Here is a 17,932-nt window from a genome sequence, read left to right as displayed (position 1 = left end):
GTCGTATCTGTTCCGTCTACAGCGCCCGATGCACCGCCTCACCGAAGAACGCAGTGTGATGCGCGCAATCGTTGAGGCGCACGACATCAAGGTGATCGACGTCCGGCCCTTCGAGCAGGTTCAACGTGGTCGGGGCCTGGCGAAACGTCCACAGCTTCGAGAACGGAATGCCGAGCACGCGGCACAGGATCACGCGGTTGACGGCGTCGTGGGCGACGATCAGCGCGGTGTCATCCGGGCCGAGGCCGTCGACAGCACGCGCGAACGCCGGCCAGGCGCGGTCGAACACCTGCTGCAGCGATTCGCCACCGGGCATCTGCACGGTATCGGGCGCATCGCGCCACGCGGCCAAGCGCTCGGGATCACGTTCGCGGATCTCGCTGGCCAGCAGACCTTCCCAGGTGCCGTGGGCGATTTCGGCCAGGCCGGCGTCGGTCCGCAGCATCGATTCGCGCGTCGCGCCAAGCGCGAGACGCGCGGTGCGATCCGCGCGCGACAGCGGCGAGGCGACGGCGCGATCGATGCGAACATCGGCCAGGCGCTGGCCGAGCAACGCCGCTTGGCGCTCGCCGACCTCCGACAACGCGATGTCCTCCTGCCCCTGATACCGGCCTTCGGCGTTCCACGGCGTTTCGCCGTGTCGGGCAAGCAGGATTCTCATCGTGCGGGTTCCTTGCGAAGGGCTCGACAGTCTAAAGGAACCCCTTTGTAGGAGCGCGCTTGCGCGCGAAGGGCATCCCAGTAAAGCCCCATCGCGCGCGAACGCGCTCCTACAGGGCCTAGCGCGGTGCGGCGCCCATTTCCTGCAGCAGACGCGGCGCGGGATCGACTTCCTGCATCACCCAGCGGATGTAGCGCTGGTCGACCGAGATCGTCCGCGTCATCGCCGGGTCGAACACCCAGTTCGAGACCACCGCTTCCCAGGTCATGTCGAACAACAGACCGGTCAGGCGACCGTCGGCATCGAGCACCGGCGAGCCGGAATTGCCGCCAGTGACGTCGAGATCGGACAGGAAGTTGACCGGCACACTCCGCAGGCGACGATCGGCCAGGCCGCCATCGCGACGCGCGGCGATCGCATCGAGCTGCGCCTTGGGCGCATCGAACGGCTCGGCGCCTGTTGCCTTGGGCGGAATCTCTTCCAGACGTGTGAATGGCGTCTGCTGCGCGCCGGCGAGATTGGTGTAGCCCATGACGTTGCCGAAGGTGATGCGCAGCGACGAGTTGGCATCGGGGTACACGGCCTCCTTGCGGCCGCCGCGATAATCGGCGACAGCCTGCAGGTAGGTCGGGCGCAGCTGCAGCAGATCGCCGGCACGCGCCTTGGACGCAAGTTCGATCTGCAGCAGTTCCGGCGTCACCGCTGCGGCATACATCAGGGCGGGATCGCGACTGCGCAGGAATTCGTGACGATCGGCAGCGAACCACTTCAGGCGTTCGTCACTGTTGCCCAGCGTGCTGCGCTGCAGACGATCCAACGCCCGATCAATCGCGGCCGCGTCGTTGCCACCCAGCCAGGTGTCGATCGCTTTGATGCGCTGTTCGGGCGGTAGCTGGATGTACTGCAGTAGCGCATAGCGCGTGAGTTCGCGATCCATCGCCGGCACGAAGCGGCGGTCCATCTGTTTCAGGCTGCCTTCGATCGCCGGCAGATCGCGCGCCTGGAAGCCCTGCTCGCGCATCGCGTCGGGCTTTTCCTTCTCCATCGACAGCCTGTACAGACGGTTGGCCGTCGACAGCAGGCCGCTGTTGTCCAGCAGCGACAGCACCAGATCGCGCTCGCGCGTGGCCTTGGATTGCGCTTCCAGCGCGACGATCTTCGCGTGCGCATCGAGCGCAGCCGCGCCGTCATCGCCACGACTGCGCAGCCACTCGAGCACCGCGGCTTCCTCGGACTGCTTGTGCGCCAGCGCGCCGATGCGCTCGAAGCCCTGCAGCTGGCCCTCGTAGTTCTTCAGCGTGTTCTGCCAGCCGCGCACCGCGCTCGCATAGCGCACGTCGATTTCAGGATCTTCCTTGCCGCGCGCTTCGACCAGATCGATCAGCGCGCGGTAATGGCGGCCGATCTGCGGGTAGCGCCAGGCGACGGTTTCGGAGAACTCGTCGGCGAACGCGTAGCGGCTGGTGCGGCCCGGATAGCCGGCGACCATGACGAAATCGTTCTCGCGCAGCGGCTTGTCGGCCAGGCGCAGGAAGCGTTGCGGTGTATAGGGGATGTTGTCCTCGGCGTATTCCGCCGGCCGCCCGTCGCGGCCGACATAGGCGCGGTAGAACGCGAAGTCACCGGTGTGGCGCGGCCACATCCAGTTGTCGACGTCGCCGCCGAAGCTGCCGATGCCGCCCGCCGGTGCGTAGACCAGGCGCACGTCGCGGATCTCGAGATTGCGGAACAGCCTGTAGCTGTTGCCGCCGAGGAAGCTGTACAGGCGGCAGCGGTAGCCCGGCGTTGCTTCGCAGCGCGCGACGAGGGTTTTCTCGATCGTGTCGAGCGCGGTCGTGCGGCCCAGACCGTCGGCCGCGGCGTCGATCGCGGCGCGGACTTCGGCGGTGACGTCCTGGATGCTGTCGAGGGCATAGATGCGCGCGTTCGGGCCGGCGGAAATCTCGTCGCCGAGTGCCGCGGCATTGAAGCCGTCGCGCATGAGGTTGTTCTCGGGGGTCGAATTCAGCTGGATCGCGCCGTACGCGCAGTGGTGGTTGGTCAGCACCAGACCCTGCGGCGAGACGAAGCTCGCGGTGCAGCCGCCCAGCGAGACCACGGCGCCCAAGGGGTCGCCGGTCAGATCTGCCAGCCGGTTCGGATCGAGCTTCAATCCCGCCTTGCGCAGCGCCGGCGCAATGTCCGGCAACTGCTGCGGCACCCACATGCCCTCGCCCGCCATCACCGCCGGCGCACTGCAACTGAAGAAGACGCCCAGCAGCGTCGCGGCCAGTAACAAATGGCGCATGGTGGTCCTGTGGATCGTGACGGGGGGGCCAAGTCTAGCCAACCCGCCGGCCCCGCGCAGGGCAACGGCGGCTGGCTGACGTGCGGCTGCAGCACGGCCGCGACGGGGGCGCCCCGTATAATCGCCGGCTCTTTCCGCCACCGGCAGACACGACACAATGGCCCAGACAATGAAGGCGCTGGTCAAGCGCGACGCGACCAAGGGCATCTGGATGGCGGAGGTGCCGGTGCCTGCGCCAGGCCCGAACGATGTGCTGATCCGCGTCGAGAAGGCCGCGATCTGCGGCACCGACCTGCACATCTACCTGTGGGACGAGTGGAGCCAGCGCACGATCACCCCGGGCCTGGTCATCGGCCACGAGTTCGTCGGCCGCATCGTCGAGCTGGGTTCGGCGGTCACCGGTTACGAGGTCGGCCAGCGCGTGTCCGCCGAAGGCCATCTGGTCTGTGGCCACTGTCGCAACTGCCGCGCAGGCCGCCCCCACCTGTGCCCGAACACCATCGGCATCGGCGTCACCCGCGACGGCGCGTTCGCCGAATATGTGGTGATGCCGGCGACCAATCTGTGGCCGATCCCCGACCAGATTCCGAGCGAGCTGGCCGCGTTCTTCGATCCCTACGGCAATGCCGCGCATTGCGCGCTGGAGTTCGACGTCGTCGGCGAGGACGTTCTGATCACCGGCGCCGGCCCGATCGGCGTGATGGCCGCAGGCATCTGCAAGCACATCGGCGCGCGCAACGTGGTGGTCACCGACGTCAACGACTTCCGCCTCAAGCTCGCCGCCGACATGGGCGCGACCCGCGTGGTCAACGTGTCGAACACCTCGCTCAAGGAGGTCATGAAGGACCTGCACATGGAGGGCTTCGACGTGGGTCTGGAGATGAGCGGCAACCCGCACGCGTTCAACGACATGCTCGACTGCATGTACCACGGCGGCAAGGTCGCGCTGCTCGGCATCCTGCCCAAGGGCGCCGGCATCGACTGGGACCGCATCATCTTCAAGGGCCTCACCGTGCAGGGTATCTACGGCCGGAAGATGTACGAGACCTGGTACAAGATGACCCAGCTCGTGCTGTCGGGCTTCCCGCTCGGCAAGGTGCTCAGCCACCAGCTGCCGGCCGACGAGTTCCAGAAGGGCTTCGACCTGATGGAATCGGGCAAGTCGGGCAAGGTGGTGCTGGACTGGCGTTGAGTCCTCGGCCTGTCCCGTGTCCGAACGGCGCGGGACGGGCCATGACCTGCGGCACGTTCCGGCGCGCATGCCGGCTCCTATGTTCGGAGTCTGTACCCACGACAAGGACGTGAAATGCGACACAGGACCACGCTGTTGCTCGCAGCATTGCTGCCCTTTACTTCGGCGACCGCGGCTGACGCCGGCGACTGCCCGGCGACTCTCCAGCTTCACGAACTGAGCTGCGTGGCCACGGCGCAGGGATGGTTCCATGCGGCAAACCCGGCGACCGCGAGGCAGATCGCGGAGGATGCCGCCTTGGCCGCCAGCAGCTTCGAGACCTATTTCGGTCGACCGGCCCCGCGCGGCGCGGTGATCGCCGGTGAGCAAGGCCGCGCCATCCCGGATGACATCGGGCAGGCGCTGGCTGCGGTCGGCGCGGCATGGCAGATACCCTGGCTGGACGCCGCGGACCGCCGCGCCGTCCAGCGCAGCGCACTCGAGCGGCAGCTGCGTGCCAGCATGCCGGGCGCGGACGAGGCGCAATTGCAGGCGCGCATCGACGCGACCCTACCCAGCGCGAGCGCACCACCCGACACCGCCACGGACCGCAGCGCGCTGCGGCACGAGATCGGCCACATGCTGCTGATCCGCGCGTTCTGGGACGCGCCTGCAACCGATGCGTCGCGGAGCGCTGGCCACTACGGCGGCCCTGGCCCGGACTGGCTGGACGAGCTGGCGGCCGTGCTGATGGAGTCGCAGGCGATGACCGGCGACCGTCGCGCGAAACTGCACAGCCCGGAAGCAGCCGCTCATATGCAGCCCTTGGCGACATTCTTCGACATGGCGCACCCGATGGTGGCTCGCATGTCCGAACTGGCCAGCCGGGGGCCAGGCGCGCACGTGATCTCGGGTGCGGAGGCGCAGCGCCTGACCGGCGATGCGGGCTGGTTCTACGTGCAGGCGCGCGGAGTTGCTGATTTCCTACTCGACACCAGTGACGATCCCGCGGTGTTCGGCCGCATCGCCGCCTTCCTCGCCGATGGCGGCGACATGGCGGGCTGGCTGGCCGCACACGGCGCGCAGACCGGACTGCCGGCGTCGATCACCGAACTGGATGCGGTGTGGACGCAATGGCTCGCGGCACGTGCGCCGTCGCCGGAGGCAGCGCAGGCCCGTTGACCGCCGCTTGGTAGAATCGCGGCCTTCCCGTTTCCGGAATGCCCGATGGCCGCCGTCTCCAACACCCAGCGCTACGCCGACACCCTCGACGAGATCCGCGACGCGGGACTGTTCAAGGCCGAGCGCGTGATCACCGGCCCGCAGTCCGCCGAGATCACGCTGGAAGACGGCCGCACGGTACTGAACTTCTGCGCCAACAACTACCTGGGCCTGGCTGACCATCCGGACATCATCGCCGCGGCGAAGAATGCGCTGGATACGCACGGCTTCGGCATGGCGTCGGTGCGCTTCATCTGTGGCACGCAGGATCTGCACAAGCAACTCGAACAGACCATTGCGGACTTCTTCGGCAAGGAAGACACCATCCTCTATGCCGCGTGCTTCGACGCGAACGGCGGCCTGTTCGAGCCGCTGCTGGGTGAGCACGACGCGGTCATCAGCGATGCGCTCAACCACGCCTCGATCATCGACGGCGTGCGCCTCTGCAAGGCCAAGCGCTACCGCTACGCCAACTGCGACATGGCCGATCTCGAAACACAGCTGAAGAAGGCGCGGGCCGACGGCGCACAGACGATCCTGATCACCACCGACGGCGTGTTCTCGATGGACGGCTACATCGCGCCGCTCGACGCGATAACCGCACTGGCCGCGAAGTACGACGCGCTGGTGCACATCGACGAATGCCACGCGACCGGTTTCCTCGGCGAAACCGGCCGCGGCTCGGCGGAAGTGAAAGGCGTGCTGGACAGGATCGACATCATCACCGGCACGCTTGGCAAGGCGATGGGCGGCGCGCTCGGCGGCTTCACCACCGCGAAGCGCGAGGTTATCGAGCTGCTGCGCCAGCGCTCACGCCCGTACCTGTTTTCGAACTCGCTGCCGCCGCACGTGGTCGCGGCCGGTATCAAGGCGTTCGAGATGCTCGACGCCGCCGGCGACCTGCGCACGCAGCTGGTGGAGAACACGCGCTACTTTCGCGAGAAGATGACCGCCGCCGGTTTCGATGTGCGCCCCGGTGTGCACCCGATCAGTCCAGTCATGCTCTACGACGCCAAGCTCGCGCAGCGCTTCGCAGAGCGCCTGCTCGAGGAAGGCATCTACGCGATCGGCTTCTTCTTCCCGGTCGTCGCGAAGGAGCAGGCGCGCATCCGCACCCAGATCAGCGCCGCGCACACACGCGAACACCTGGACCGCGCGATCGATGCGTTCACCCGCATCGGCGTTGAGTTGGGCGTACTGAAGGCCTGAGTCATGCGCGCCTCGCTGCGACGGCGATTGTTGCTCGCAGCGCGAACCGATGCCCTCGCCGTTCTCGACGACGGCATCTGGTCGACGCGTTGTCTGCATTGCCGCAGTGCGTTGCAGGTCCGCAACGACGGCGAGCCGCTCAGACTTACGACACTCGAACACGTCATACCGTGGGCCTGGTTCGGTCGACGCGCGGCGGCGACGCTGACGATCCGCGCAATCTCGCGCTGGCTTGCGCACGCTGCAATCACAACAAGGGCAAGGGCCACGATGCGCGGGGTCCCCGCGACGTGCGCGCGCACGAAGTGGTCGAAACCTTGCTCGCGACGCGCCTCAGCCGATGGCGGGATCCGACGGCGGCGCCAACGCGCTGACCTCCTCCGCCGACAGCGGGCGCCATGCGCCCTTGGCGAGATCGCCCAGCACAAGATCACCGATCGCCACACGCATGAGTCGCAACACCCCGAGCGCATGCGCGGTCAGCAATCTGCGGATCTGCCGGTTGCGCCCCTCGTCGAGCACGATCTCGAGCCAGGCATTGCGCTCGCCATGACGCAGCAGGCGTGCGGATACAGCCTGCAGTCGCTCGCCCGCATCATCGACGCCCAGCACCAGCGCCTCAAGCAACGCGGCGTCGGGCAACCCGTCCACCTGCACGTGATAGGTCTTCTGCGGCCCCTGCGCCGGATCAGTAACGCGCGCGGCCCACGCGGGATCACTGGTGAACAGCAACAGCCCTTCGCTGGCCTTGTCGAGCCGGCCTACCGGCGCGATCCAGCCGAGGCTCGCGCCGTCGAAGCAGCGATACACCGTGTCGCGGCCACGCTCATCGCGCGCCGTCGTCACCAACCCACGCGGCTTGTTGAGGAGCAGGTAGTGGTGTGTGCCCGCACGCGCCGTATCGCCATCGAGCGCGATGTCTGAGGCGTCCAATGCAACCGGAAATTCCGGATCACGCACAACCTTTCCGGCGACCCGCACGCGTCCCTCGCGTACGCGGCGCTCGGCCTCGCTGCGCGAACACAGGCCACGCTTGGACAACACGCGCGCCAGGCCGTAGCGCGGCGGACGCACGACGCGCTTCAAGAGGCGGAACCTCGACATGCGAACGGCCCGCTTGCGCGGGCCGTCGTGATGCCGTCAGTGCAGGACGACGCGCCGATCATTCGACGGGCGGTGTCTCACCAGGCGCCGCGGTTTCCACCGCAGCAGGCGTAGCCGGCGCGTTCGGATCGGCACGGCGGCTGCCCACCGTATAGCCATTGGCCTTGATCCATGCATCGAAATCGTCGGCAGTCATGCGCTTGCCGCCCTGGGTCATGTTGAAGCGGTAAGGCGTGTTGTCGAATTCGGTCTGCTTGACGTAAGCAGCCGGATCGTTGGCGCTGACCGCACCGGCCGCCGGCGCAACCATCGCAACGTTCTGGCACTTTTCGATTTCCAGTCGGAGCACGACCTGCTCGGCGGACTGGGCTTCGTCATATGCGCGCGCGAGTACCGCGCTGGTGCCCAGACGGTAGGTCGGGGCGGCAAGTTCCGGCGACACCGGCTCAAGCACGGTGGCCTGCATGGGGCGCGCCGTGCGGGTATCGAGAGTGCTGCAATCAGCGGCATGGCCGGCAAATGGCAGGGCCAGCAAAGGCAGCAGTAACAAAGCACGCATGGAACGATCCCCGAGGTCGAATTGGCCTGAAGTGTAGGCGCCAAGTCCACGTCATACAAGGGAAAATAGCGCTACACGCATTCACGATAGTGCATGCCTGACACGGTGTTCGCGATCCACCCCGGTGACCCTAGAAAATCCAGGTCGCCATGCTGCCAATTGGCGCGCGCAATATTTTACGAGCCCACAAACAGAAAGCCCGGCACAAGGCCGGGCTTTCTGGTGTCACTACCGGACCGTTCTTAGTTCTGAACGTTCAGCTCGGTGCGGCGGTTGCGCGCACGGCCTTCCGGGTTGTCCGAACCATCAGCGTTGGTGTTCGGCGCGATCGGACGGCTCTCGCCGTAACCGGTCGGACCCACCAGACGGTCGGCCATGATGCCGTTGCTGGCAAGGTGGTCATAGACCGCCTTGGCGCGACGCTCAGACAGACGCTGGTTGTAGGCATCGGTACCGACCGAGTCGGTGTGACCGGCGACTTCAACGCGCAGCTCCGGGTAACGCTGCAGGATTTCGACGGCTTCGTTGAGGATTGCCACCGCGTCAGGACGCAGCGTCGCACGGTCGAAGTCGAAGTTGACGCCGTTCAGATCGATGGTGATCGGAGCCGGCGGAGCCGGAGCCGGGGCGGGAGCCGGCGGCGGCGGCGGCGGCGCCGGCGGAGCCGGGGGAGCCGGCGGCGGGCCGAGCGGAATCACGACGCCGACCGAGGCCATCACGTCACCGAAGTAGCTCTCTTCCATGTTGTGCGGATAACCAGACCAATCCGGACCGGTCGACGCAGCAATGCTGTTGTCGTCGAAGTCGGCGCGGTAAGCGATCTCGGCACGCACGGCAACGCGCTTATCGAAGGTGGTCTGCAGACCGGCACCGACCTTGGCAGCGAAGTTACCTTCCTTACGCTCGCCGGGCGAATTCGGACTCGGGAACGCGTCGAACTCTTCTTCCGAACGCTGATAGCCAACACCGGCCAGCAGGTAGGGGTTCCAGCCACGGCCTTCGGAGATGAAGTGGTAACGGAAATCGACCGAGATGCCGTACTGGCTCCAGTTCAGGTCGTTGTTCGCGCCCTCGACCGAGCTGTCAAAGCCCGGGTTCTGGTAGTTCAGCTCACCGTCGACCGACCAGTTGGGGCTGATGAACTTACCCATGCCGAGCGTGACGAACGGGGTGTCGTCCGTGCGGCGATCTTCTGCCTGGAAGTTGAAGCCGGCCGAGCTGGTGAGGTACCAGCGGTCGTCGAACTCCTGGGCGCTGGCGTGACCCGCCAGACCAAGACCGCCGAGCAGCGCGGCGCAGAGGAGTTTCTTGTTCATTTTTGTTCAGCTCCTAAAAAAGGGGGAATGCGTTGTGGCATCGGGTTGAGGCGTCAAACGCACACGCCTTGCACATAGCCTAAAGTCAGCAGCGTGAAGACGTTGTTAACACTAACATAACGGTTGAAAGCGTCCTACATGCCGCTGCCGGGTATTCATCCGGGCTTTGGTTTGGTCAGGAACCCCAACGGGGCGGAATTGTCGTGAAGAAGATGTGCGCGTGGCGTCAAGAACGTTCGGTGTTTTTAACCGAGGCTTGACTCCGAGGTGATGCTTTTTCGCGAAACGCATCGGGAAGGTGATCTAGAACGTCGACGTCTACATTTGCCTCATTGGGGCACACCGAATTCCGACTGCAGGAACGCGACAAACGCACGCGTCCGTTGCGGCACGAAGATGCGATCGGGCATGACAGCGTGAATGCCGGTTACCGGTGGTGCGTGTGATGGCAGCACGCGTACCAGGCGTCCTGCGCGCAGATCGTCGGCCACATGCCACGTCGCGTGCATGGCGACGCCCGCACCCGCCAGCGCGGCGTCACGCAGGACTTCTCCGAGATTGCTTTCCAGAGATCCGGTCACGGTGACGGTCGAGTCGCTGCCTGTGTCGTCGAGCAATTGCCACCGGTCCTGGCGGCCGCGGCTGCCGACGAGGATCAGACAATCGTGCGCCGTCAGATCATCGGGGACGAGGGGCGTGCCGCGCCGTGCCAGATAATCGGGCGAGGCGACGAGTACCCGCGGATTGGGGGCGATCCGCCGTCCTACGAGCTGGGAGTCGTCGAGATCGCCGATCCGGATCGCGAGATCGAAGCCTTCACGTACGAGATCGACCTGCTCGTCGCTCATGTGCACGCTGAGCTGCAGGCCGGGATGCGCGGCCAGAAAGCGGGGCAATCGCGGCGAGATGTGCTGCCGGCCGAACGATGCCGACATCGTGACCCGCAAGGTGCCGCCAACCGTCTGTCCGCCGCTTTCGCGCAGACTGCCTGCAAGCCCGTCGAGGGCCTCGACCAGCGCCCGTCCCTCCCCTGCCAGCCGCAGGCCCTCGGGCGTGGGGTGCAGCCTTCGCGTGGTGCGATGCAACAGGCGCACGCCCAACGCGTCTTCCAGCCGCTTCAGGCGCTGGCTCGCCAAGGCCGGCGACAGGTCGAGGCTGCGCGCGGCGGCGCTGATCGATCCAGTGTCGAGCACGCGCAGGAACAGGGCGATGTCTCCAATGCGATCCATCGATTCGCAAGAATTCCTTGAAGCTGATTGGCGATCCTATCGCTGTTCGACCGGATCGCGCCGGGTCGACAATGGGTCACCGCTCCACCTCTCCCAGGAATTCCCATGAAAGCCGTCGCCCTGACCCGCTACCTTCCGATCGACGAGCCGCAGGCGCTGCAGGACGTCGAACTCGATCTGCCCGAGCCCGGCCCGCACGACCTGCGCGTGCGCATCAAGGCGGTGTCGGTGAATCCGGTCGACACCAAGGTGCGCGCGCCGAAGCCGCAGACCGAGGCTCAGCCGAAGGTGCTCGGTTACGACGCAGCCGGCGTGATCGACGCGATCGGCAGCGAGGTCACAGGCTTTGAAGTCGGCGATGCCGTGTACTACGCCGGCGACATCACACGCCCCGGCAGCAATGCCGAATTCCAGCTGGTCGACGCGCGCATCGCCGCGAAGAAGCCCAACTCGCTCGACTTCGCCCAGGCGGCCGCCCTGCCCCTGACCGCGATCACCGCATGGGAGCTGCTGTTCCAGCGCATGCCGTTCGATATCGACGGCGGCGGCGCGGGCAAGACGCTGCTGGTCATCGCCGGCGCCGGCGGGGTCGGCTCGATCGCGATCCAGCTGGCGAAGCTGGCCGGCTTCACCGTGATCGCGACTGCATCGCGCATGGAAACGATCGCGTGGTGCCGGATCATGGGCGCCGACCATGTCATCGACCACCGCGAAGACCTCGCGCCGCAACTCCAGGCGCTGGGCTTCGAGACCGTCGATGCCGCGCTCAACCTCGCCGATACCGACGGGTACTGGGATGCGCTGGGCGAGCTGCTGGCGCCGCAGGGCCATGTTGGCCTGATCGTCGAGCCGTCCGGCGCGCTGAAGATCGGCGATCCCTACAAGGCCAAGTGCATCGGCATCCATTGGGAACTGATGTTCACGCGCTCGCGCTTCCGCACCGCGGACATGGACGAGCAAGGCAAGATCCTTGCGCGCGTCGCGGAGTTGATCGACACCGGTTCGCTGCGCGGGACGCTGTCGGACATGCTGTCGCCGATCAACGCGGAGACCCTGCGCGAAGCGCATCGTCGTCTGGAGTCCGGCCGCACGATCGGCAAGCTGGTGGTGGCCGGCTGGTGACGGTTGCACGCGGGGTCACGGTCGGAAATCCAGACCTTCCTGCTCGCCCTTTTCGCCGCCCTCCCGCATCGCATCGATGAGTCCGGCGAACCGGCAGCGCGCCTGCGGATCGGTATCGAGGCGGGCGAGTTCGGCCCGGTCGTAGTCACCCAGCGGTTTGCGCCTTGTCAGCGCGCCCAGGTCCTCGGCGCGCATGCGCCAGGGTCGCCATGCCAGGCCGGCGGCATCACATGCAGCGCCGACCGCCAGCGCGATCCGGATGCCCGCCGGATCCGGATCGCAGGCGATACGAACCGGTGCCGGCGCGCGGCGCATCAGCGCAATCGCGGCCGTGCGCCACCAGGGCGCCGCAAAGCCCGGCAGCCAGAGCACGCCATCGACCTGTCCGCGCGCCCGCGCGGCTTGTTCGAAGCTCGTGCGGTTCTCCAAGATCCGCCAGCGCGCCACGGCGCCCTCGACGACCGAGACGGCCTCGAGCGTGGCCGGTGTGAGCGCCAGTGCGTCCCCGACGCTGCCGAGGTCCAGCACGCCTGTGGGCAGATGCAGGCGCAGCGGTGCGCGCAACCAGATCCCGGGCGTATGCACGCCGATCCCGAGGCTGGACAGCTCCACGCTCTCGTCGAGCCATCGCCAATCCGCATCGGCGAGGCCCTTGGTGTCCCCCGACGCAGCGAGCGCGAACTGGCGGCGCGTGCCCTGGCGCCCGTCCGCCAGCCAGATATCCAGAGCCTGCAGAATCGCAAAGCGACGCAGGGCCAGCGCAGCAGGCCGTCCGGCCAGGCCATCAGCGAGCGCGGCCAGACGCGGATCGCGATAGGCGGTGGAGGCCGCTGCGTCGATGTCCCGACGGAGCGCGGCCGCATCCGGCAGCCCGAGCGCGGCTGCACTGCGCTCGCGATCGATCCATTCGAAACTCATCGGGCTCCAGTGCCCGCGCGCATCGCGCACCTCGTCGACCGCGATCCAGCCCGCCTCCAGCAGCGCGTCCAGCACGTGATGCGCCAGCGTTGCGCGGGACGGGCCGGCGGCGCCGAGCACGCGTTCCCAACGCGCCCGGTCTCGTTTGCCGCGCACCCACTCGATCGCCATCTCGCGCCAGCCGGCGGGCCAGAGGCGCGGCGCCTCCGGATCGAGATCCATCCGCCGACGCTGTCGACGCAGGCGCAGGGCGCTGCGTGCGGGCAGGACGCGGCTGCGGACGCCGGCTGCGTCGGGATCCGACCAGCCGGCACCGCTGTCCATCAGGCCGCGTCCGCCGTGCGGTCGCGCTTGAGGATGGCGACCGGATCGGCCCAGGTGCTTTGCGGCCGGCGCTTGCTGGTGGCCAGCACGAGATCCGACGGCTCGAACACGTTGATGTTGTGGGTGATCGGCGTGGTCAGGATGTACTGCGCATCGGTGCTGCGCAGAAACCGCCCGACCTTCTCGATGTTGGCGACGTCGAGATGCGCGAACGGTTCGTCGATGAACACGAATCCGCCCGGCTGGTCCTCGTCGCGCAGCAGGGCCACCAGCAGCAGCAGCGACTTCATCACCTGCTGGCCGCCCGAGGCCTCGCCGTCGTCGAGGCCGATCCAGCCCTTGCGGTCGAAATCGAAGCGCACGGTGAGGCCGGCCTGGGCCAGGGCGACATCGTCGTTGACGAGTTCGGACATCTCCGCTTCGACGCCGATGCCGGCCAGTTCGCCCAGCGCGAGCAGGTTGCGGCGATAGCGGCGCACGGTGGCGCGCAGCACGTTGAGATAGGCGCCGCGCGCCTCTTCGGTGATGCGGCGGGCGAGGTGCAGATGCGTCTCGCGCTGGCCGATCGCCGTTTCCATGCCGGCGTGGTCGGCGGCGAACTTGTCGCGCAGCGCGATGCAGCCCTCGTCCTCGACAAAACCGCCAGACGCCAGGCGCGCGTCGAGTCGGTCGAGCTCGCGGCGCACGGCGTTCGCGCTTTCGAATTCGTCGCGCGCGGCGCGCAACACCGCGGCGGCGCGCCAGGCCGGCGGCATCTGCGCGCGGCGACGGCGGAATTCGAGGATGCGCTGGACCAGCAGCTGACGCTCCTGGGTCATCTGCCGTCCGGCCTGCTCGATTTCGTGCGCGAGACCGCCGAGACGACCCGCGCGTTCGGCTGCGGCGATGCTGTCGGCCTTGTCGCGGGCCATGCACTCGGCCACCTCGGCGCGCGTGGCTTCGAGCGACGTGGCCGCAGCCTGGGCGGCGTCGGCGAGCGCGGGCAGGCGCTCGAGCGCGTCGGCGAATTCGGCCGCGCGGGTGACCAGCTCCTGCCCGGCGTCGAGGCCCAGCAGTCGGGCCTGGTCGGCGTCTAGGCGCCGGCCCAGGTCGGCCAGCTCCGATTCGCGGGCGTGGGCGCGTTCGCGCAGGGCGATCTGTTCGGCACGCAGCGCGGCCAGGCGCGCCTGCCGCGCGCCGACACCGAAGTGCGGTTGGCCGCCGCCGATATGGCGGCCCCCGCGGTGTTCGCGCAGGTAGCCCTTGGCGGTGATCCAGTCCTGGCCCTTGGACAGCAGATGTCCGGCTTCGACATCGGCCACGCGCTGGATGCGGTCGAGCTGGCGTGGCAGCCATGCCGGCGGGTCGGCCGAGAAGCGCACCACTTCGAGCAGCGAGCCACGTGTCGCGCGCTCGACCGGCGCGCGTTCGGCGACGAGGAAATGCCGGTACTGCATCGACTCGCCCAGCGCCCAGGCCCGGCGTGCGTCGCGCGGATCGTCGAGCACCAGCAGGTGCCGGTACGGCGCGAGCACGGCCTCGACCGCGACCGCCCATTGCGGATCGACAATCTCGACCAGTTCGGTCAGCACGCGATGGCCGATGCCGGCGCCATCGAGCGCAGCACGGAAGTCGCGCTCGAAGGGCTCGACGAACCGCCCGCCGCCACTGAGCGCGGCCAGCTGCGCGGCGAGCTCGCCCTCGCGCACGCGGTCGCGCTGGGCTTCGAACTTCAGCTCCGCCTGACGTTGCCGGCCCTGTTCGATCCCACGACTGAGCGCGTCGACATCGACCACGCCGCGATCGGCCTGCAACTGGGCCAGATGGTCGTGACGCCGCACCAGCATCTCGGCGTCCCGCGCCAGATCGCGCGCGGCGGTGAAGCCGGCCTCCGCGTCGCGCTGGTCGGCCAGCGCCTGCGCGAGCGCGGCCTGCAAGGCATCGCGCTCGGTCACCGCTGCCAGCTCCTGCGCCTGCAGGGCCTGCAACGCCTGGCGACGCTCGTGCTGCGCGCGACGCAGGCCGGTGAGCCGCGGACGCGCGCCGTCAATCGTCGCGCGCAGGTCCGCCAGTTCCACCTTCGGGGCGACTTCGGTCTCCAAGCGCTGGCGCTCGCGCCGCAGCGCCTGGCCTTCGTCGAAGGAGCGCACGTCGGCCTTGGCCGATTCGAGTTTCAGATGCAGCTCGTCGAGCCCGTGCTGCAGCTGGGCGATTTCCTTCTCGGTGTCGAACTGTTCGGCGCGGGCGCGCTGGTAGTCGTCGAGCACGGCCTTGTCCTCGAACACGTCGAAGACCAGCTGCAGCAGTTCGCGCGGCGAGAGCTGGCACAGCTTGTCGGTGGCGCCCTGCTCCAGGGTGAGCACGCGGCAGATCGCGCGGCTCAGGCCGGCGCCGGCCAGACGCACGCGGTAGTCGCGCACGCCCAGCCACTCGCCGCCAGCGTCGAGCGTTTCGACGGGCACGTCACCCGGCACGATCTGGTAGTCGCGGCTCCAGTCGCCGCCGCGCTTGCGCACGCGGCAGGCCAACGTGACCTGCTCGTCCATGCACGGAAAGAACGCGCGCTTGCCGCGGCGGTCGACCGGATTGCTGACCACCGCGCGCAGCCAGGCCACCGGCTTGCCGTTGTGGCGCAGATAGGTCTTGTAGTCACGCGCCATCTCACGATCGTCGATCGCCAGCAGCGTGCGCAACGCATCGAGCAGCGTGGTCTTGCCAGAGCCGTTGGGGCCGACGACGGTGATGATCGAGGCATCGAGCGGCAGTGCATAGCGCTGCCAGTAATCCCAGTGCACGACCTCGAGGCTGCGGAATTCAAACATCGTCGGTGTCCTCGGCCGCGTCGGCCGTCGTCGGTTCAACTGCATCGTCCAGCGGCGCGTCGTCGGCCGGCCGCGCGGCGCGTGCCTCGGCGATGACGAACGCGAGCGCGCCGTCCATCACCCGCCCGGCGATGCGTTCGTAGTCGAAGGCCAGATCGAGCAACGGTCCTTCCTGGATACGCTCCTTGCGGCGGATGATGAAGCCGTGCCGGTTGAGCACGCCGAGATTCATCTGGATGCGTTGCTTGCCGCCGAGGCGATCGCCGTAGTCGGCCAGCAGCGTGCGCTCGTTGACCGGTTCGACGATCTCGCTGCCCACCGGCACCGGCTTGAGTTCGGCAAACATCTGCTCCTGGTCCTGCTGGCGCTCCACGTCCTGCCGCGCGATCTGGCGCTGGCGCTTGGGCAGCACCAGCAGCGCCCACAGCACGACCAATAGTGCGGTGGTGTCGCGACTGAGCTGCAGGTTGCTCGCCGCCCAGGCGTCGCCGTGGCCGAAGACATCGGCCTCCTGCGCACGCGCGATGCCAACGGCCACGTGCGCGGCATACGGATGTTCGAGCAGGCGCAGGCCGGCGGCGGCAAGGCGACGGTCGAGATCGTCGCGCAGCTCGGCGTCGACCAGCACGCGGCGCACCGCATGGTCGTCGCGCGGCAGCCAGCGCTCGGCCAGCAGGCGGGCGATCAGGGACGCAGTGGAATCGCTCATGCAGTGTGATCCGGAACACGGCGACGGCGCGTGCGCCGGGCCTGGGGAAGAGAGGGGGCGCCATCGTCGGCAGGTGCGTCGGCGTCCGCGACGTCATTCGCCGACGCCGGCGGCGGAAGGCCGGTGAAGTCTGCCGATGCCTCGACGCCGTCGGGCAGCAGCGCGCCGCGGCTCATGCTGTGCACACCGGCGCGGCCCACCGCATCCAATCCGATGCCCACGCGCCACTGCAGCGGCAGGCGCGACAGTTCGGCGCCGACCCCGCTGCGGTACTCGGCGCCGTCATCGCCGATCAGGCCCAGCAGCGACAGGCGGTAGGCGCTGACCGCGAAGCCCGCCTGCGGAATCCAGTCGGCCAGCGGCGCTTCGCTGTCGAGCGCGGACAGCTGCGCCAGCCAGTCCTCGGCGAGGCGGTAATCCTGCGCTGCGGCAACTGCCGGCGTATCGAGATCCTCGGGCGCACTGCATGCGGGCGGCAGCGTGGCATCGTCGCGGTCGGCGCGCTCGCGCTCGACCAGTTCGTATTCGGCGACGTCGAGCGCGATTGCGGCCAGCGCGAACGCCGGTTGCGGCGACGTGCACAGCGCGCCTTCCGCCAGCGATGCGAGGCCGACGATGTCGCGGTCGCGAAGAAATCGGTTGACGTCCGATGACGACAGGCCGCTGGCACCCAGATGCACGCGATGGCGATCGAGCTGGTTGAGCGCACGCTGGAACACCGAGGCCTGGCGCAGCAGCGCGCTCTGCGCGCGGCCGATCTGCTGGGCCACGCGATGGGTCGCGGTGTCGAGCTCGCCGTCGGCGGCAATCACGTGTATCAGCTCCGTGCCCTTCTCCACCCAGCGCCACACCGCCTGCAGCGTGTCGGCGGCGCGGCGGATACGGTGCTCGGAGCCGCTGAGCACGGCCTGGTCGAAGTCCTCGCGCAATTCGTTGAGGCGCGACAGCAGATGCTGCAGGTCCGCCGCGCCGACCCTTCCCGCCGCCTGACCGGCCGCCAGCTGCGCCGTGACGTAGGCCAGTTCGTCGCCCTCACCATTGAACTGCAGCAGCAGGCCCAGCGCCGACAGCGCCTGCCGCCCCACAGGACTGATGCGATAGCGCTGCGACTGCGCCTCCCACAGCAACAGGCCGTTGTCGCGCAGGCGATCGAGCACGGTGCCGAACTTGACCGCATCCAGATACGCGAAGTGTTCGCGCAGCTCCTGCGGGCTCCAGTCCGGCGCCTCGCCGCGCGCACCCAGCGTGCGCAGCACCAGCAGCCGCACCATCACGCTTTCCTCGCCGCCGTGGAACAGCGT

14 protein-coding genes and 1 pseudogene are annotated in these 17,932 nt (G+C 68.0%); 5 read left to right on the top strand and 10 right to left on the bottom strand.

Translation table 11 applies throughout. The features are described from left to right. Positions 1–16: 16 nt before the first annotated feature. Complete coding sequence (locus J2W68_RS13895) at positions 17–661, bottom strand: histidine phosphatase family protein (protein ID WP_310236812.1); 645 nt, start codon at positions 659–661, stop codon at positions 17–19. Between the two features lie 118 nt (positions 662–779). Beyond that, entirely contained in the window at positions 780–2,867 is a 2,088-nt protein-coding gene (locus J2W68_RS13890; protein ID WP_310236975.1) for a S46 family peptidase, read from the bottom strand. 238 nt (positions 2,868–3,105) lie between these two features. Here J2W68_RS13890 and tdh point away from each other — a divergent pair, with 238 nt between their 5' ends. The 4 genes and pseudogenes from tdh (at position 3,106) to J2W68_RS13870 (ending at position 6,923) form a co-directional block, all read left to right on the top strand. Then, complete coding sequence (gene tdh / locus J2W68_RS13885) at positions 3,106–4,140, top strand: L-threonine 3-dehydrogenase (protein ID WP_310236810.1); 1,035 nt, start codon at positions 3,106–3,108, stop codon at positions 4,138–4,140. 114 nt (positions 4,141–4,254) lie between these two features. After that, positions 4,255–5,301 (top strand): hypothetical protein, encoded by a 1,047-nt coding sequence (locus J2W68_RS13880; protein WP_310236809.1) that lies wholly within the window; start codon positions 4,255–4,257, stop codon positions 5,299–5,301. A 45-nt stretch (positions 5,302–5,346) separates the two neighbouring features. Further along, positions 5,347–6,549, top strand: a complete 1,203-nt coding sequence (kbl, locus tag J2W68_RS13875; protein ID WP_310236808.1) for a glycine C-acetyltransferase — start codon at positions 5,347–5,349, stop codon at positions 6,547–6,549. A 3-nt stretch (positions 6,550–6,552) separates the two neighbouring features. Continuing rightward, positions 6,553–6,923, top strand: a pseudogene (locus J2W68_RS13870) (HNH endonuclease). On the opposite strand, the gene J2W68_RS13865 reads toward J2W68_RS13870, so the two are convergent. From J2W68_RS13865 to J2W68_RS13850, 4 genes are all read right to left on the bottom strand, one after another. After that, a complete protein-coding gene (locus tag J2W68_RS13865; protein WP_310236806.1) occupies positions 6,883–7,653 on the bottom strand; it encodes a pseudouridine synthase in 771 nt (256 codons plus the stop codon). The pseudogene J2W68_RS13870 and the gene J2W68_RS13865 sit on opposite strands and share 41 nt — an antisense overlap. Before the next feature lie 58 nt (positions 7,654–7,711). Beyond that, a complete protein-coding gene (locus tag J2W68_RS13860; RefSeq protein ID WP_310236804.1) occupies positions 7,712–8,212 on the bottom strand; it encodes a hypothetical protein in 501 nt (166 codons plus the stop codon). A 242-nt stretch (positions 8,213–8,454) separates the two neighbouring features. After that, positions 8,455–9,528 (bottom strand): OmpA family protein, encoded by a 1,074-nt coding sequence (locus J2W68_RS13855; protein WP_310236803.1) that lies wholly within the window; start codon positions 9,526–9,528, stop codon positions 8,455–8,457. A 329-nt stretch (positions 9,529–9,857) separates the two neighbouring features. Further along, the gene (locus J2W68_RS13850) at positions 9,858–10,757 is read right to left on the bottom strand and encodes a LysR family transcriptional regulator (RefSeq protein ID WP_310236801.1); all 900 of its coding nucleotides are present in this window, start codon (positions 10,755–10,757) and stop codon (positions 9,858–9,860) included. Positions 10,758–10,862: 105 nt separating this feature from the next. Here J2W68_RS13850 and J2W68_RS13845 point away from each other — a divergent pair, with 105 nt between their 5' ends. Further along, positions 10,863–11,879 carry a zinc-binding alcohol dehydrogenase family protein gene (locus J2W68_RS13845; RefSeq protein WP_310236799.1) on the top strand — a complete coding sequence of 339 codons (1,017 nt, stop codon included), beginning with the start codon at positions 10,863–10,865 and terminating at the stop codon, positions 11,877–11,879. Positions 11,880–11,894: 15 nt separating this feature from the next. Here the strand turns inward: J2W68_RS13845 and J2W68_RS13840 are convergent, their stop codons facing one another. From J2W68_RS13840 to J2W68_RS13825, 4 genes are read right to left on the bottom strand one after another with little or no spacing between them, the layout of a single operon-like run. Continuing rightward, the gene (locus J2W68_RS13840; protein ID WP_310236797.1) at positions 11,895–13,121 is read right to left on the bottom strand and encodes a hypothetical protein; all 1,227 of its coding nucleotides are present in this window, start codon (positions 13,119–13,121) and stop codon (positions 11,895–11,897) included. Continuing rightward, the gene (locus J2W68_RS13835) at positions 13,121–15,922 is read right to left on the bottom strand and encodes an AAA family ATPase (protein WP_310236795.1); all 2,802 of its coding nucleotides are present in this window, start codon (positions 15,920–15,922) and stop codon (positions 13,121–13,123) included. Before J2W68_RS13835 ends, J2W68_RS13840 begins: the two co-directional genes overlap by 1 nt. Continuing rightward, positions 15,915–16,631 (bottom strand): hypothetical protein, encoded by a 717-nt coding sequence (locus J2W68_RS13830; RefSeq protein WP_310236793.1) that lies wholly within the window; start codon positions 16,629–16,631, stop codon positions 15,915–15,917. The genes J2W68_RS13835 and J2W68_RS13830 overlap by 8 nt, the downstream gene beginning before the upstream one ends. Continuing rightward, positions 16,628–17,902, bottom strand: coding sequence for a hypothetical protein (locus J2W68_RS13825; protein ID WP_310236791.1), 1,275 nt, complete (start codon positions 17,900–17,902; stop codon positions 16,628–16,630). Before J2W68_RS13825 ends, J2W68_RS13830 begins: the two co-directional genes overlap by 4 nt. Positions 17,903–17,932: the final 30 nt, after the last annotated feature.

Origin of the sequence: Luteimonas terrae, from assembly GCF_031457535.1 — a bacterium.
Taxonomy (GTDB): Bacteria; Pseudomonadota; Gammaproteobacteria; order Xanthomonadales; family Xanthomonadaceae; genus Luteimonas; species Luteimonas terrae_A.
The sequence above is the reverse complement of the archived record's forward strand: the minus strand, read 5'-3'. Positions and strand labels throughout refer to the sequence as shown.